The 16071-nt window shown below is 70.2% G+C and carries 15 protein-coding genes; 9 read left to right on the forward strand and 6 right to left on the reverse strand.

Going from position 1 to position 16071, the window contains the following annotated elements; genetic code table 11:
* Positions 1 to 155 precede the first annotated feature (155 nt).
* Positions 156 to 833, reverse strand: a complete 678-nt coding sequence (locus ABZX37_RS29315; RefSeq protein WP_354744987.1) for an MBL fold metallo-hydrolase — start codon at positions 831 to 833, stop codon at positions 156 to 158.
* A gap of 78 nt (positions 834 to 911) precedes the next feature.
* Between ABZX37_RS29315 and ABZX37_RS29320 the strand changes: the two genes are divergently transcribed.
* The gene (locus ABZX37_RS29320; protein ID WP_354744907.1) at positions 912 to 1742 is read left to right on the forward strand and encodes a YwqG family protein; all 831 of its coding nucleotides are present in this window, start codon (positions 912 to 914) and stop codon (positions 1740 to 1742) included.
* Here ABZX37_RS29320 and ABZX37_RS29325 read toward each other — a convergent pair.
* Positions 1726 to 2442, reverse strand: a complete 717-nt coding sequence (locus ABZX37_RS29325; protein WP_354744909.1) for an RNase H family protein — start codon at positions 2440 to 2442, stop codon at positions 1726 to 1728. The two genes, ABZX37_RS29320 and ABZX37_RS29325, sit on opposite strands and share 17 nt — an antisense overlap.
* Positions 2443 to 2782: 340 nt before the next feature.
* On the opposite strand from ABZX37_RS29325, the gene uvrA reads away from it, so the two are divergent.
* On the forward strand, positions 2783 to 5644 hold the full coding sequence (gene uvrA / locus ABZX37_RS29330) for an excinuclease ABC subunit UvrA (protein ID WP_354744911.1): 2862 nt from the start codon (positions 2783 to 2785) through the stop codon (positions 5642 to 5644).
* Positions 5645 to 5746: 102 nt separating this feature from the next.
* On the opposite strand, the gene ABZX37_RS29335 is transcribed toward uvrA, so the two are convergent.
* On the reverse strand, positions 5747 to 6379 hold the full coding sequence (locus ABZX37_RS29335) for a fibronectin type III domain-containing protein (protein ID WP_354744913.1): 633 nt from the start codon (positions 6377 to 6379) through the stop codon (positions 5747 to 5749).
* A 114-nt stretch (positions 6380 to 6493) separates the two neighbouring features.
* Here ABZX37_RS29335 and ABZX37_RS29340 point away from each other — a divergent pair, with 114 nt between their 5' ends.
* On the forward strand, positions 6494 to 6958 hold the full coding sequence (locus ABZX37_RS29340; protein ID WP_354744915.1) for an SRPBCC family protein: 465 nt from the start codon (positions 6494 to 6496) through the stop codon (positions 6956 to 6958).
* Positions 6959 to 7030: 72 nt separating this feature from the next.
* Here ABZX37_RS29340 and ABZX37_RS29345 read toward each other — a convergent pair whose 3' ends face one another.
* Positions 7031 to 8470: an MFS transporter gene (locus ABZX37_RS29345; protein ID WP_354744917.1), complete on the reverse strand. Its 1440-nt coding sequence runs from the start codon at positions 8468 to 8470 to the stop codon at positions 7031 to 7033.
* 116 nt (positions 8471 to 8586) lie between these two features.
* On the opposite strand from ABZX37_RS29345, the gene ABZX37_RS29350 reads away from it, so the two are divergent.
* Complete coding sequence (locus tag ABZX37_RS29350; protein ID WP_354744919.1) at positions 8587 to 8988, forward strand: helix-turn-helix domain-containing protein; 402 nt, start codon at positions 8587 to 8589, stop codon at positions 8986 to 8988.
* A 100-nt stretch (positions 8989 to 9088) separates the two neighbouring features.
* On the opposite strand, the gene ABZX37_RS29355 is transcribed toward ABZX37_RS29350, so the two are convergent.
* Positions 9089 to 10432, reverse strand: a complete 1344-nt coding sequence (locus tag ABZX37_RS29355) for a cation:dicarboxylase symporter family transporter (RefSeq protein ID WP_354744921.1) — start codon at positions 10430 to 10432, stop codon at positions 9089 to 9091.
* 163 nt (positions 10433 to 10595) lie between these two features.
* On the opposite strand from ABZX37_RS29355, the gene ABZX37_RS29360 reads away from it, so the two are divergent.
* The 5 genes from ABZX37_RS29360 (at position 10596) to ABZX37_RS29380 (ending at position 14659) form a co-directional block, all read left to right on the forward strand.
* Positions 10596 to 12200 carry a sensor histidine kinase gene (locus ABZX37_RS29360; RefSeq protein WP_354744923.1) on the forward strand — a complete coding sequence of 535 codons (1605 nt, stop codon included), beginning with the start codon at positions 10596 to 10598 and terminating at the stop codon, positions 12198 to 12200.
* Positions 12197 to 12865: a response regulator gene (locus ABZX37_RS29365; protein ID WP_354744925.1), complete on the forward strand. Its 669-nt coding sequence runs from the start codon at positions 12197 to 12199 to the stop codon at positions 12863 to 12865. Before ABZX37_RS29360 ends, ABZX37_RS29365 begins: the two co-directional genes overlap by 4 nt.
* Positions 12866 to 12960: 95 nt before the next feature.
* The gene (locus ABZX37_RS29370) at positions 12961 to 13728 is read left to right on the forward strand and encodes an SDR family oxidoreductase (RefSeq protein WP_354744927.1); all 768 of its coding nucleotides are present in this window, start codon (positions 12961 to 12963) and stop codon (positions 13726 to 13728) included.
* 35 nt (positions 13729 to 13763) lie between these two features.
* Positions 13764 to 14069 (forward strand): PadR family transcriptional regulator, encoded by a 306-nt coding sequence (locus tag ABZX37_RS29375; RefSeq protein ID WP_354744929.1) that lies wholly within the window; start codon positions 13764 to 13766, stop codon positions 14067 to 14069.
* Positions 14069 to 14659 carry a hypothetical protein gene (locus ABZX37_RS29380; RefSeq protein ID WP_354744931.1) on the forward strand — a complete coding sequence of 197 codons (591 nt, stop codon included), beginning with the start codon at positions 14069 to 14071 and terminating at the stop codon, positions 14657 to 14659. Before ABZX37_RS29375 ends, ABZX37_RS29380 begins: the two co-directional genes overlap by 1 nt.
* Positions 14660 to 14681: 22 nt before the next feature.
* Here ABZX37_RS29380 and ABZX37_RS29385 read toward each other — a convergent pair whose 3' ends face one another.
* A complete protein-coding gene (locus ABZX37_RS29385; protein ID WP_354744933.1) occupies positions 14682 to 16070 on the reverse strand; it encodes a beta-N-acetylhexosaminidase in 1389 nt (462 codons plus the stop codon).
* Between the last annotated feature and the right edge of the window lies 1 nt (position 16071).

The following is a 16071-nucleotide window of genomic DNA, read 5'->3' on the forward strand; positions in this document are numbered from 1 at the left end:
GCTCCGAATAGGTGAGGTGCACTGCCGAGAAGTCGTTGGTGCTGCGAGGATCTGGTGCCATGGCGGATCTCCGGTCCGTCAAGGCCCCGGATCGCTGCCGCTAACAGCGATCGGGGCCGCCTGATAAGCCACAGGCAGCCCCGATCGGGTGAAACTCACCAGCCGCGCTCGCGCCACTCTCCGAGCTTCGGACGCTCGTCGCCAAGTGTGGTGTCGTCCCCGTGACCGGGGTAGATCCACGTGTCATCCGGCAACGCACCGAATACCCTTGACTCCAGGTCGTCCATCAGGCTGCTGAAGTCCTCGGGATTTGTTGTCCGCCCAGGACCGCCTGGGAACAGCGAATCCCCGGTGAACAAGTGCGGATGGCCGGACGGGTCCCGGTACAGCAGCGCGATCGACCCCGGCGTGTGGCCGCGCAGGTGGATCACCTCCAGCGTCACCTCGCCGACCTTCAGGGTGTCGCCGTGTTCGACCAGGAAGTCCGGGGGGACCGGCAGCGGTTCCGCGTCCAGGGGGTGCGCGGCGGTGTTCGCGCCGTTCGCTCCGGCTACCGCGCCCAGTGCCTGCCAGTGGTCGGCGTGCTGGTGGGTCGTCACGACGGTGCGCAGCGCGGGCCGGTCGGGGCCGTGGCCGATCAGGTCTGAGATGCGCTCCGGGTCGTTGGCCGCGTCGATCAGCAGCGCTTCGTTTTCCGCGCGGCACACGAGCAGGTACGCATTGTTGTCCATCGGGCCAACGGAGAGCTTGGTGATGGTCAGCCCGTCCAGCGTCCGGCGCGCGGCGTCGCCGCCCGGTTCGACGTGTCCGGTGTAAGTGTCGGCGATGTTCACGAGTCCCCACGGTAGCCGGATCACCCGCGCGGCGGCCACGTGGCCGTTTTTGTCGGTGCCTGCTGTCAAGATCGTCCCATGACCTCTTGGATCGACCCGCTCGCCAAGCTGGCGCGCGAGAACCTGCCGCCGGACGTGGCCGAGGCGTGGGAGACGGTCTTCCGGCCCGCGGCGCGGCTGAACACCGCCGGGAGCGGCGTCCGCGTCGGCTGTCTCGGCGGCAATCCCGTGCTGCCCGCGGACGTGGAGTGGCCGGTCTGGCGCGGCGAGTTGCCGATGAATTTCGTCGTCTCCGTGGACTGCGCGGCGCTGCCCAGGGTGCCCGGCGGGATCGAGCTGCCCGCGTCGGGTTCGTTGCTGTTCTTCTACTGCGACGACTGGTTCCAGGCCGAGGCCCCGGTCGATCTGACCGCACTCGGCGCGGTCGTGGTCGTTCCGGCCGACGTCGAGGCCGCCGAACGGGCCGCGCCGGAGGGCGTCGACGTTTATCCGCGGCTGGAGGTGTCTGCGGAAATCACGGGTACTTTCCCGAACTCAGAGCAGGAGGTGCTGCGCCGCACACTCGCTCGCGACGGGCTGCCGCTTTCCGATCCGGGCAACTGGTCCGAGGAGTTCTTCGACCGCCTTCGGGAGTCGACTGCCGCGCCGTACCACCAGATCGGCGGCTGCTCGTGGCCGATCCAGGGGCCGCCGGAGGACGAGGTCGCGGCGGCGGTGCTGCCGGACGACGCGGCGGAGGCGGACCTCGCCGACGAAGCGCTGCGCTGGGCTTTGCTCGCCCAGATCGACAGCGACGGCGACGCGGGCTTGACCTGGGGCGACGTGGGCGTGCTGTACTGGCTGATCCGCGAGGACGACCTCGCCGCGGGCCGGTTCGACCGGGTCCGGTGTGTCATGCAGAGCGGCTGAACCCTCCGCCGCGCCGATGCCGCTGCAGCCACTCCGGTGTGCAGCAGTGCTCGCACGGTGCGAGCTCGCCCGGGATCACCGAAGCCCAGGCGATCCGGACGATCTCGTGAGTGTCGCGGCCCATCCGCTCCTGCCGCTGCTGGCCCCTGCGCAGCCAATAGCAGTCGGCGTCGTTGTGGTAGGCGCTGCCGCCCGCGGTGCGGTATCCGGTCGGCAGGACTCCTGCGTCGAGCTGGCGGCAGTCGGCGCAGTAGGCCTTGGTCATCCCGTGCCGGCACTCGTCGTCTTCCGGGGGAGCAATCGGCCGTCCGGCGGGGCGCGCTTCCGTCGCGCGGTCGGCCAGTTCGGCGAGGAGGGCGCGGGCGTCCGGATCTTCCGCCGTGCGCCAGGTGATCTCGTGGCGGGCGGCACAGGTGCGGAGCCGGGAGAGGAGATCGTCGGACACCTGGTCGTCCAGCGCGGTGCGCAGATACTCGCTGTCGCTGTAGAGGTGCACGCGGACCGGCCGTTTCAAGCTTTCGAGTGCTTCCAGCGCCGCCGTCACCGCCATGCGGCCGGCGGTCGTGTCCGCCGTCCCGCCCGTGAGGGATTTCTGATGCTCGCCGTACTTCAGCAGCGCGGACCAGCCGCCCGGTCCCGGGCTGTCGCTGCCTTTCCCCGCCGCGTAGATCCGCACTGCCCCGGCTTCGTCGCTTGCCACGCCCGGAACCTAGCGGCCGGGTCCGACAACTTCCGGAAAACCCGCCGGAACGCCCTGCCCCCGGCCGGTCCGGGAGGGCCGTGCACCGGGGCCGGGCAGCCTCCGCCGACCTGTATCGTGGAACCGGGCCAGCCCGCGCATCCGCTCTGCCGCGCGGGGCCTCCGACAGCGTCCGGCGACCCCGCCGCGGGCCGCTTCGCCCGGCCCCCGGAGAGCGGAAAAGCCCAGGCAGAACACGTGCGGTCCGGTTTTTGTCGGTGGTCGTCCCTACCCTGGGCACGTCCGTCGGCACCGGATCTCCCGGCGGGCCACCGAGCAGAACGATGGAAGGGACGAAGGCGTGGCTGATCGCCTCGTTGTTCGCGGAGCGCGCGAGCACAACCTCCGCGGCGTGGATCTCGATCTGCCCCGCGACAGCATGATCGTGTTCACCGGCCTGTCCGGGTCGGGCAAGTCGAGTCTTGCCTTCGACACGATCTTCGCCGAGGGGCAGCGGCGGTACGTGGAGTCGCTGTCGGCGTATGCCCGGCAGTTCCTCGGGCAGATGGACAAGCCGGACGTCGACTTCATCGAGGGCCTCTCGCCCGCGGTGTCGATCGACCAGAAGTCGACCTCGCGCAACCCGCGGTCGACCGTCGGCACCATCACCGAGGTCTACGACTACCTGCGGCTGCTCTACGCCCGCGCCGGCAAGGCGCACTGCCCGAAGTGCGGCGAGGCGATCAGCAAGCAGACGCCGCAGCAGATCGTCGACCAGGTGCTGGAGATGCCCGAGGGCACCAAGTTCCAGGTGCTCGCGCCGGTCGTGCGCGGGCGCAAGGGCGAGTACCTCGACCTGTTCCAGAACCTGCAGCAGCAGGGCTACGCGCGCGTGGTCGTCGACGGCACGGTGCACCCGCTCACCGACCCGCCGAAGCTGAAGAAGCAGGAAAAGCACCAGATCGGCGTGGTGATCGACCGGCTCGCGGTCAAGACGAGCGCCCGGCAGCGGCTCACCGACTCGGTGGAAACGGCGCTGCGGCTCGCCGACGGCCTGATCGAACTCGACTTCGTCGACCTGGACGAGAACGACCCGCACCGCGTGCGCGGCTTCTCCGAGAACCTGGCCTGCCCCAACGGCCACCCGCTGGCGATCGAGGACCTCGAACCCCGGTCGTTCTCGTTCAACTCGCCCTACGGCGCGTGCCCCGAGTGCACCGGCATCGGCATCCGCAAGGAGGTCGACCCGGAACTGGTGGTGCCTGACGACGAGCTGTCGCTCGCCGAGGGGGCCATCGCGCCGTGGGCCGGCGGGCAGAGCGCCGACTACTTCCTGCGGCTGCTGGAATCGCTGTCGGAGGCGGTCGGGTTCCGCATGGACACGCCGTGGCGGCGGCTGCCCGCCCGCGTGCAGAAGGCGGTGCTGCACGGCGTCGACGAGCAGGTGCACGTCCGCTACCGCAACCGGTACGGCAGGCAGCGCTCGTACTACGCGGCCTTCGAGGGCGTCATCCCGTTCCTGGAGCGCCGCCTCGAGCAGACCGACTCGGAGTACATGCGCGAGCGGTACGAGGGCTACATGCGCGAGGTGCCGTGCCCGGCCTGTCAGGGCACCCGGCTCAAGCCGGAGATCCTCGCGGTCACGCTGGAGCACGCGACGCAGGGCGACCGGTCGATCGCCGAGGTCTGCGCGCTGTCCATCGCGGAGGCGTCGGAGTTCCTCGACCACCTGGTGCTCGGCAAGCGCGAGACGATGATCGCGGGCGCGGTGCTGAAGGAGATCCAGGCGCGGCTGCGCTTCCTGCTCGACGTCGGGCTCACCTACCTGTCGCTCGACCGCGCGTCCGGCACGCTGTCCGGCGGCGAGGCGCAGCGCATCCGGCTGGCGACGCAGATCGGCTCCGGACTGGTGGGCGTGCTGTACGTGCTGGACGAGCCGTCGATCGGCCTGCACCAGCGCGACAACCACCGGCTGATCGAGACGCTCACGCGGCTGCGCAACCTCGGCAACACGCTGATCGTGGTCGAGCACGACGAGGACACCATCCGGGCCAGCGACTGGGTGGTCGACATCGGCCCCGGCGCGGGCGAGCACGGCGGGCACATCGTGCACAGCGGCCCCTACAAGAAGATCCTGAAGAACAAGGAGTCGATCACCGGCGCGTACCTGTCCGGGCGGCGCCAGATCGAGATCCCGGCGATCCGGCGGCCGGTCGACAAGAAGCGGCAGCTCACCGTGGTGGGCGCGCGCGAGCACAACCTGCGCGGCATCGACGTGTCGTTCCCGCTCGGCTGCCTCGTGTCGATCACCGGCGTGTCCGGGTCGGGCAAGTCGACGCTGGTCAACGACATCCTCGCGCAGGTGCTGGCGAACAAGCTCAACGGCGCGCGCCAGGTCCCGGGCCGCCACACCCGGGTCAACGGCCTCGCGAACGTCGACAAGCTGGTGCGCGTCGACCAGTCGCCGATCGGCCGCACGCCGCGCTCCAACGCGGCCACCTACACCGGCGTGTGGGACCACGTGCGCAAGCTGTTCGCCGCGACCACCGAGGCGAAGGTCCGCGGGTACCAGCAGGGCCGGTTCTCGTTCAACGTCAAGGGCGGGCGCTGCGAGGCGTGCGCGGGCGACGGCACGATCAAGATCGAGATGAACTTCCTGCCGGACGTCTACGTCCCGTGCGAGGTGTGCAAGGGCGCCCGGTACAACCGGGAAACGCTCGAGGTGCACTACAAGGGCAAGACGGTGTCCGACGTGCTGGACATGCCGATCGAGGAGGCGGCCGAGTTCTTCGAGCCGATCAAGGCGATCCACCGGCACCTGCAGACCCTCGTGGACGTCGGCCTCGGCTACGTCCGGCTCGGCCAGCCCGCCCCGACCCTGTCCGGCGGCGAGGCCCAGCGCGTGAAGCTGGCGAGCGAACTGCAGAAGCGCTCCACCGGCAAGACGGTCTACATCCTCGACGAGCCGACCACCGGCCTGCACTTCGAGGACATCAGCAAGCTGATCGGCGTGATCAACGGCCTGGTGGACAAGGGCAACACGGTGATCGTGATCGAGCACAACCTCGACGTGATCAAGACGTCCGACTGGATCGTGGACATGGGCCCGGAAGGCGGCTCCGGCGGCGGCACGGTGATCGCCGAGGGCACGCCCGAGCAGGTCGCGGCCACCGAGGGGAGCTACACCGGCGAGTTCCTCGCGGAGGTGCTGAACCCGGCCTGACGCGCGGCTTGCCCGCACTCAGCCGCGTTCAACCCGCGATGCTTCGAGCCAAGAGCCGCCCGGTCCTCCTACCGGGCGGCTCTTTGGTGCGCGGGGCAGGGGTCAGTCCTTTCCGGTCGTGCGCTCGACGACGGGGGAGAGCGGGCCGTAGGACAGGGCGCGGATGCGGAACGCCGAGCCTTGTTCGCCGGGCAGGAGCGACAGCGCGCATTGAGTCGTGTTCGGATCGGTCACCTCGACCGGGGCGAAATCCGGCGTGCCTGGGCGGCGGATCTCCAGCAGGAAACCGGCTTCGTCGCTCGAGCGGTCGGTCCAGGCGAAGTGCAGGCTCTGGTCCGGCGCGGGGGTCGCGGTGAGGTTGGCCGGGGCGGACTGCGAGCCAGGGGTCGCGGTACCGGGCGCTGGAGCGCCGCCCGCCGAAACGGTCGCCGATACCGGACCGGCGAAAGAACGGACTCGGTAGTAGAACGGCGTTTCCGGGATCAGGTTCGGGTGGGTGTAAGAAGTCTGGCCGGGCGGGAGGTACTGCAGCGCGGTCCACGGGCCGTCGGCGGCGTTGGCGTACTCGAGGAGGTAGCCCGCCGCGGCCGGGTCGTGCGGCCAGTGCAGGACGACGTTCGTCGGCGAGGCGAGGGTCGCGGTGAAAGCGGGCGCGGCTGGAGGCGCGGGGGAGCCGCAGCCGACTAGCGTGGCGGTCAGCAGCGCGGCCAGGGCGGTTCGGGCGGCTGATGGCACGGCAGGCCTCCTCGATGGTTCAGGCGGCGGCGTACCCAAGGGATGGCCAGCCTAGGAAACGGTGGTCAAGATCGACAAGCACGCGTTCCGCTGACCGGGAGAGAGGGGCGGACTGTGGTCCTCGAGAAGAAGAGAGACGCCGAGTATTCGTTCCGGAGCGACTGGTGGCTGCCGACTCTCCCGGGACGGGTGTTCGACGCGATCGTCGACCTCGAGTCCTATCCGCAGTGGTGGCCGGACGTCCGATCAGTGCGCCAGATCGACGACGACACCGCCCGGATCGTCTGCCGGTCGAGGTTGCCGTACCGGATTGTGGTCACCATGCACCGGGAGCAGCAGGACGCGGCGGGGCTGCGGGTGCGCGTCCGGCTGAGCGGCGACCTCGACGGGGTGCTCGCCGGGGCGATCCACGCCGAGGGCGAGGGCTCCCGGCTGGAGATCACGCAGCACGTTCAGGTGCGGAAACCGTTGCTGAGCAGGCTGGACGTCGTCGCCCGGCCGTTCTTTCGCGCCAATCACGCGTGGATGATGCGGCGGGGTCACCATGGGCTGGCCAGCTACCTCGCGGCGACGGGGTGAGCGGCTTAGTGCCGCGGTCTCGTGAGCGGCGATCCCGGTGAGAACCGGCATCGCCGCTCACGGCGCACCAGGTCAGGATGCGACCGGTTCGACGGCGGTGTCTGCGGGAGCCGCGGCGGCCCGACGGCCGAGGATCACCGCGGCGAGGATCGCGGCGAGAGCGGTCAATCCGGCGCTGAAGCCGTACGCCACCCGGAATCCCGATGCCAGCGCCTCCTTCTCCGAAGCACCCCCGCTCAGCATCTCGGCCGTCCGGGTCGCGGCGGCGGTGGCCAGCACGGCCGTCCCCACGGCGCCGCCGACCTGCTGGGTCGTGGTGATCAGGCCGGACGTCACGCCGGAGTCCTCCGGCGTCGCGGCGGACATCGCCAACCCCATCAGCGCCGGGATCGCCATTCCGGCCCCGGCTCCCATCAGGACCAGCGACGGCAGCACGTGCAACGCGTAGCCGCCAGAAGTCTGGACTTGGGTCAGGTACAGGAAGGCGACCGACGTCGTCAGCAGACCGGCGACCAGGACCGCGCGCGGGGAGAAGCGGGTGTTCAGCCAGTCGGCGAGACCGAGCGAGAAAGCGGCGATCACGACCGGCGTCGGGACGAAGGCGAAACCGGTGGCGAGGGCGTCGAAACCGAGGACCTGCTGCAGGTACAGCGCGGTGACGAACTGGAATCCGAGGAATCCGGCGACCATCACGACCATGGTCAGGTTGGCGCCGCTGATCGCGCGCACCCGGAGCAATCGCAGTGGCAGCAACGGAGTTCGCGTCCTGGCCTGGCGCAGGAGGAACAGCAGGAGCAGGACGACGGCGGAAACAAGCGTCGCGATCGTCAGGAACGTCCAACCGGCGTCGCCGGCTTGCACGATGCCTAGCACCAACAGCATCACGCCAGCAGTGACCAGAAGTGCGCCCAGAACGTCGATGCCGGTGCGCAGGCCGAGGCCGCGGTCAGACGCGACGACCAACGGAGTCAGGACGAGCGCCGCGATGCCGATGGGCAGGTTGATGTAGAAGGTCCAATGCCAATCGAGGCCCTGAGTGAGCGCGCCGCCAGCCACCATGCCGATCGACGCACCCGCGGCTTGGGTGAAGCTGTACACGCCGATCGCGCGTACGCGGGCGCGTGGCTCGGGATAGAGCGTCACGATCATGCCCAAGACGACGGCTGACGTCAGAGCACCGCCGACGCCTTGGACAAACCGCGCGACCACCAGCGTGGTGGCGTTCGGCGAAAGGCCGGCGGCCAGCGACGCGGCGGTGAAAACGACGAGGCCGACGAGGAACACCCGCCGCCGTCCGACCAGGTCGCCCAGGCGTCCCGACAGCAGGAGCAGGCCGCCGAACGCGACGAGGTAGGCGTTGACCACCCAGGCGAGCCCGGGCGCGCTGAACCCGAGGTCGGTCTGGATCACCGGCAGGGCGACCGCGACGATCGAGCTGTCGAGCACCACCATCAGCGAGGCGGCCGACAGCACGGCGAGCGCCGCGCCGCGATGCCGAGCGGTTTCGGGCATGACAAAGTCCTCCATAACCGGCACAGGGGAGAGTTTCCGCTGGTCACAGCCAGGGCATCTCTTGTTACAGTGCCCATCATGTGTGACCATGGGGAAGTGCGGAAGGAGGCACTTTCATGTCCCAGGGGAACATCGCTGTGACCGACGAGGCCACGGACTTCGACCCGGCGAAATTCGCGGTGTGCACGGTGATGGAGGTCGTGAACCGGATCAGCGGGAAGTGGGTGATCGGCATCCTGCTGGAGGCGACGCGCGGCCCGGTGCGGTTCACCGAACTCGAACGCTCGGTGCAGGGGATCAGCCGCCGCATGCTCACGCTCACCCTGCGAAACCTGGAACGCGACGGCCTGCTGACGCGCACGGTCTACCCGATGGTGCCGCCGCGCGTCGAGTACGAGGCGACCGAGATGGCCCGCGAACTGTACGACTCGCTGTCCGGCCTGGTCGATTGGGCGGAGCGGCACCGCGAGGCGATCGCGGTTTCACGGCAGGGCTACGACGGCCGCACTGCTTGCTGACATGGAAAGGCGCCGCAGCCGCGCGCACGGGGGACGCGCACGGCTGCGGCGCCGAAACAGTCCGCGCCCGGAGGGAAGGGGCCCGGGCCCGGACTGGGTCTCAGACGTTCGCCGGGACCGGTTCGGCCGGCTCGGCAGGCTTGTCGTCGAGCAGGGTGGCTTCGTCGAACGGCGCCTGGCCGGTGAACACCTGCTGCGAGCGTTCCCGGTCGAACTCCTTCATCCACGATCCGATGAGGACGGTCGCGACCGCGTTGCCGGCGAAGTTCGTCAGCGCGCGGGCCTCGGACATGAACCGGTCGATGCCGAGGATGAAGCCGACGCCGTCGACGAGTTCCGGCCGGTGCGACTGCAGGCCGCTGGCCAGGGTCGCGATGCCGGCGCCGCTGACGCCCGCCGCGCCCTTCGAGGCGATGATCATGAACAGCAGCAACGTGATCTGCTCGCCGAGCGCGAGCGGCTGGTCCTGCGCGGTGGCGATGAACAGCGTCGCCATCGTCAGGTAGATCGCGGTGCCGTCGAGGTTGAACGAGTACCCGGTGGGCACCGTGATGCCGACGACCGGCTTGCTGACCCCGAGGTGCTCCATCTTCGCGATCAGCCGCGGCAGCGCGGATTCCGAAGAGGACGTCGAGAGGATCAGCAGGAATTCGCGGCCGAGATAGCGCAGCAGGCTGAAGATGTTGACCCGCGCGCCGAGCCACAGCACCGCGCCGAGGACGCCGAACACGAACACCAGGCACGTCAGGTAGAAGCCGAGCATGATCACCAGCAGGCTGCGCAGCGCGCCCCAGCCGGTCGCGCCGACCACCGCGGCGATCGCGCCGAACGCGCCCACCGGGGCGGCCCACATGATCATCGACAGGATGCGGAACACGAGCCGCTGGATGTGCTCGATGCCGCGCAGGATCGGCTCGCCGCGCTTGCCGAGCTTCTGCAGCGCGAACCCGGCCAGCAGCGCCACGAGCAGCGTCTGCAGCACCTGGCCCTCGGTGAACGCGGACACGAAGGTCTTCGGGATGATCCCGAGCAGGAAGTCGACCCCGCCCTCGCCCTTGGCCTGCTGGTGCACCTTCGACACGTCGGCCGGGTTGAGGTGCAGGCCGCTGCCCGGGTGCAGCAGGTTGCCGACGACGAGCCCGATCGCGAGCGCGAACGTCGACATCACGATGAAGTAGACCAGCGCCGTGATGCCGACCTTGCCGACCTTCGCCGCCTTGGCGACCGAGCCGATGCCCAGCACGATGGTGCAGAAGATGATCGGCGAGATCATCATCTTGATCAGGTTGACGAAGCCGGTGCCCAGCGGGGCGAGGCTCTTGCCGACGGACGGCCAGAGCAGGCCGACCGCGACGCCGAGCACTACGGCGGCGATCACGGCCAGGTACAGATAACGGGTGCGGTCGCGCTTGGGCGCGACTGCCTCGGGGGTCGGTGTAGGCACCGTTGCCTCCAGCTCGGTGGGGGGAACGCGGGTCACTATGCGGGGCGGATATGACCGGCGTCACCGTTGTGTTCATTGAGTTCGCGGCGGAAGTGTCCGGTGTGGACTTCCCGGCAGCGGCGCCGGAGTGCTGCCGGACCCGTGCGTGTGCTGGTATGAGCGGGTGCCCCCGACACCTCGGATCCGGACGAGCCGCTGGAGCCTGGCCCGTCAGCTGCTGGTGCTGCAGCTGGCGATCCTGCTCGTGCTCGTCTCCGGCGGCATCACTATCGCCTATCTCGACGCCCGGCGCACGACGACCGACCGGGCCGGGGAGCAGTCGCTCGCGGTGGCCCGTTCGATCGCCGACGCGCCGGACGTCGCGCGGGCAACGGCCACCGCCGACCCGACCGCGGAGCTGCAGCCGTACGCGCAGCGGGTGCTCGCGGACACGCGCGTGGACTTCGTGACGATCATGTCGCCGCAGGGAATCCGTTACACGCACCCGAATCCGGCGTTGATCGGCCAGCGGTTCCTCGGGCACATCGAAGCGGCGCAACAGGGCGGTGTGGTGTCCGAGACGTACACCGGTTCGCTCGGCCCGTCGGTGCGCGTGGTGGTGCCGGTGTTCGACGCGAACCATCGCGTGGTCGCGCTCGTCGCGGTGGGCATCACGATCGCGGCGATCTCGGCGGAGGTGCAGGAGCGCGTCTGGCCGCTGCTCGGCGTCGCGGCGGCTGTCTTGCTAGTGGGCGCCTGCGGGGGCTGGCTGGTGAGCGCGCGGCTGAAGCGGCAGACGCGCGGCATCGCGCCGGCTGAGCTGAGCAATCTCTTCGAATACCACGAAGCGGTGCTGCATTCGGTCCGCGAGGGCGTGCTGCTGGTCGACCGCGACGGCCGGGTCGGGCTGTGCAACGACGGCGCCCGCACGCTCCTCGGGCTGAGCGGCGACCCGGTTGGGCAGCCGCTCGCGGACCTGGGGTTGTCGCCCGAGCTGACGGCCGCGTTCACCGCGCCGGAGAACCGCACCGAGGAACTGCATCTGACCGACTCGCGGGTGCTGGTCGTGAGCACCACGCTCGTCAGTTCCGGCGGTCGCGCGCAGGGCACCGTCGTGATCCTGCGCGACCACACCGAACTTCAGACGCTCACCGGCGAGCTCACCACCGCGCGCAGCCTCGCCGAAGCGTTGCGGTCGCAGGCGCACGAGGCCGCGAACCGGCTGCACACGGTGGTGTCGCTGGTGGAACTCGGCCGTCCCGAGGACGCCGTCGAATTCGCGACCGCCGAACTCGCGCTCGCGCAGGAACTCACCGACCGCGTGATGACCGCGGTCGCCGAACCGGTGCTGGCCGCGTTGCTGCTCGGCAAGGCCGCGGAGGCGAGCGAACGCGGCGTGGAGTTCACTATCACGCCGGACACGATGATCGACGACCTCGGCCCCGGCGTCGCCGGACGGGACCTGGTGACGATCCTCGGCAACCTGATCGACAACGGAATCGACGCGGTGGTGCGGGAATCCGGCGCGCGCCCGGCGGTGGTGGTCACCGCACGGTCCGAAGAGGACGGTCTGCTGCTGCGCGTCGCGGACAACGGCCCGGGCGTGCCGGAGGACGCGGTGGGGGAGATGTTCCGCCGGGGCTGGTCGACGAAGGCGGGCGACGAGCACGGTCTCGGGCTGGCGCTGGTGGTGCAGGCGGTCCGGCGCTACGGCGGCGCCATCGACGTCGGACGGGACGGCGGCGCGGTGTTCACCGTACGGTTGCCGAGGCAGGAGGTGTCCTCGTGATCCGGGTGCTGGTGGTGGAAGACGAGCCGGTGGCGGCCGAGGCGCACCGGCTGTACGTCGAGCGGCTGTCCGGGTTCGCGGTCGCCGGGGTGGTGCATTCCGGCGGCGAGGCGCTGCGGTTCTGCGAACGCGAGCCCGTCGACCTGGTCCTGCTGGACTTCTACCTGCCGGACACGCACGGCCTCGCGGTCTGCCGTTCGCTGCGCGCGGCGGGGCTGCCGATCGACGTCATCGCGGTGACGTCCGCGCGCGACCTCGCGCTGGTCAAGGCGGCGGTTTCGGTCGGGGTCGTGCAGTACCTGCTGAAGCCGTTCACCTTCGCCTCGCTGCGGGACAAGCTGGAGCGCTACGCGTCGTTCCGCGAGGCGTCCGGCGAGGTCACCGGGCAGGCGGAGATCGACCGCGCGCTCGGCACGCTGCGCACCACCGAGTCCGCGCCGCTGCCGAAGGGCATGAGCGCGGAGACGCTGGACGCGATCACCGACGCACTGGCCGGGGCTGGCGAAGGGCTTTCCGCCGGTGGCGCGGCGAGCGCGATCGGGGCGTCGCGGGTGACTGCGCGGCGGTATCTGGAGTACTTGGCGGACAACGGGCTGGCGCAGCGCGAACCGCGATACGGGCAGGTCGGGCGGCCGGAAGTCTGGTACCGGTTGAAGCCTGGCTGAGCGCTGACCGGCCCCGTCAGCGCTTCGTGCGCAGCCGGTAAGCGGACTCCCCGAAAGTGTGGACATCGAAGTTCACCACTCAAGGGGAGCAAGAAATGACGAAGAAGATCGCACTGGTCACCGGCGGCAGCAAGGGCATCGGCCGGGCCATCGCGACCAGGCTGGCGAACGACGGTGCGCTGGTCGCCGTGCACTACGGCAGCGACGAAGCGGCGGCCAAGGAGACTGTCGCGGCGATTGAAGCAAACGGCGGGCAGGCGTTCGCGGTGCAGGCGACGCTGGGCGTCGAAGGGGACGCGGGGACGCTGTTCGACCGGCTCGCGGCGGAACTGCGCGAACGCACCGGCGAGGTCGCGCTCGACATCCTGGTCAACAACGCGGCGACCGGCGCCGGTTCGATCACCACGGCGACGCCGGAAGACTTCGACCGGGTGTTCGCGGTGAACGTCAAGGCACCGTTTTTCTTGGTGCAGCGCCTGTTGCCGGTGCTGCGGGACGGCGGCCGGATCGTCAACATCTCGTCGGCGGACACGCGCATCGCGCTGCCGTTCGAGCTGGCTTACAGCATGACGAAGGGCGCGCTCGACATCTTCACCCGCAGCCTGGCGCAGGAAATCGGCGAGCGGGGGATCACGGTGAACGGTGTCGCTCCCGGCCCGACGCCGACCGACCGCACCGCGCACATGTTCGCCGATGAGCGGATGCGCGCGGGCATGGCAGGGGCGTCCGCGCTGCGGCGGGTCGCCGACCCGGCCGACATCGCCGACATCGTGGCGTTCCTGGCCTCGGCGGACGCGCGGTGGGTCACCGGGCAGGTCGTCGACGCGACCGGCGGGACGTTCCTCGGCCCGGTCGTCGGCTAGTTGAGGGCTTGCGCGACATAGGTCATACTTGGCTGATGCGCGTAACGCACGCCCTGGTGCAGCTCGCCGCCGCACTCATGGCCGCCCCCGACGACCGGCACTGGGGCTACCGGCTGTCGCGGGCGTCCGGGGTCCGTTCCGGCGCGATGTACCCCCGGCTGACCCAGATGCTGGCCGAGGGCTGGCTGGAAGACGGGTGGGAGCCGGCCGGGGAGACCGGCGGCCGCCCGCCGCGCCGGTACTACACGGTGACCGGCAAGGGAAAGGCCGAGCTGGGCGCGCTGCTCGAGCGGGCCGCCGCCGACGAAAGGTTCCGCGGCGCCCGGCTCGGGTGGGCCTGATGGACGAGCTGGCGGGTCACCTCGCGACCTGGGGAGCCGGCACGCTGTTCCTGACCGCCCTGGTGTTCGGGTTCTTCCCGGTGTTCGCGGTGAACCTGCTGGCCAGGGTCTATCCGAAGGGACATCCGCGGCGGGCCGAGCTGGTCGCGGAACTGCACGACGTGCCGCGCCGGGAGCGGTTGATCTGGGTTGCCGAGCAGCTCGCCACGGTGTTGTTCGACGGCGTGCCGGAGCGGGTGCGGGCCCGGCGGCGCGACGCTTCCGTCGAACGGGAGCGCCGTGAGTTCCAGGAACTGACGCCGGTCGAGCAGATGGAACGGCTGCGGACCCTGATCGCGAGGCTCCGCAGTTTCGGCAGCGACGACCTGATGTCGGAGGAGATCCTCTGCCGCGACTCCCGGGCCCTCGCGGGGGAGAGCGTCCAGGTCCACGTGCGAGCCCACCGTCGGCCGGGCTTCGAACCGCCGCCGGACTGGCCGAAGATCGGCACGGTCGCCGCGAGATCGTGGTACCGGCCCGCCTACAGTCCCCGGCTGCTGCACCGCGCCCCGCGCCCGGCCGGTCTGCTGAAACCGGGCGGCTCGACCTGAAACCGGCCGAGCCGCCCGGGGTTCAGCGCGGCCGGCCCGGCGCGTCCGGCCGGGTCTGCCACGGGTGCGGTCCGTCGAGGGGGCGGTACTCCACGCCGAGCGCGTCCAGCCGCGGCAGGTGGTGCTCCCGCAGCCGGGACAGGAATTCCGCGTAGTCGCGCGGGCCGCTGCTCCACGCGACCTCGGCGAACGCCGACAGCCGCGGGAACGCCGCGTAATCCGTCCGCCGCACGGTGTCCAGGTGCTCGGACCACAGCTGCGCCTGGACCCCGCGCACGCGCGGCCCGGATTCGGGCTCGAAACCGTAGAAATGCTCGAGATCCTGCAGGTAGCCGACCGGGATCGGTTCGTCCGGGTGGTCGCTTTGCCGGTGGTCGAGGTACACGCCGTCCTCGGGGCAGAGCACTGCTTCGTGCCCGCCCTTCAACGCCAGCGAAGCCCGTTCGCGGTCCTGCCACACGCCGATCACCATCGTCGGCAGGTCGCCGCCTTCGAGGACCTCGTCCCAGCCCATCGGGGTACGGCCGCGGGCGACGAGATGGTCCGCGATCGCCCGGACGAACCGGTGGTGCGCCTCGGTCACGCCGGGCACCTCGTCGCCGCCGAGCGCGATCACTGGGGACGGGAAGATGTCCAGCACGTGGTCGAAGACCGCGCGGAAGAAGTCCAGAGTGGACTCCGAAGGATCCAGCAGCGAGGTGCTGATGCCCCAGGAAGTCCAGACCTCCCAAGGGGCATCGGCGGCCGGGCCGAGTTCCGGGTACGCCGTGATGGCGGCTCGGGCGTGTCCGGGAATGTCCACTTCGGGCACTATGGTGACGGCCCGGGCGGCGGCGTACGCGACGATCTCGCGCAGATCGTCCACTGTGTAGTAACCGCCGTGCGGGCGGCCGTCGCGTTCGGGGCCGTCATGCCTGCCGACCATCGACGATTTCCGCCAGCCGCCGACGGACGTGAGCCGGGGGAATTCCGGCGTCTCGATCCGCCAGCCCTGGTCGTCGGTGAGGTGCAGGTTCAGCACGTTCATCTTGTGCGCGGCCAGCAGGTCGACGAACCGCAGCACCTCGGCCTTCGTCCGGAAGTGCCGCGAGACGTCGTAAAGACAGCCGCGCCAGGCGAATCGCGGATGGTCGGTGATTGTCCCGCACGGCAGCTCAACCGGTCCATTGTGGATCGAAGCGGCACGGAACGCATCCGGACCGGCCAGCTGGCGCAGGGTCTGACGGCCGTAGAACTCGCCCGCGGCGTCGGCCGCGTCGAGCGTGACGCCGTCCGGCGTGATCGTGAGCTGGTAGCCCTCGGCGGGCAGATCCGTCGCGGTCCGCACGTTCAACGGCGCGGGCCACGGGCAGGTGCCGGACGCCGCTGCCGCGGACACCGGGCGGGGGAGGAGAGTGTCGAAACCGGACATG

Origin of the sequence: Amycolatopsis sp. NPDC004079, from assembly GCF_040610415.1 — a bacterium.
Lineage (GTDB): Bacteria > Actinomycetota > Actinomycetes > Mycobacteriales > Pseudonocardiaceae > Amycolatopsis > Amycolatopsis halotolerans.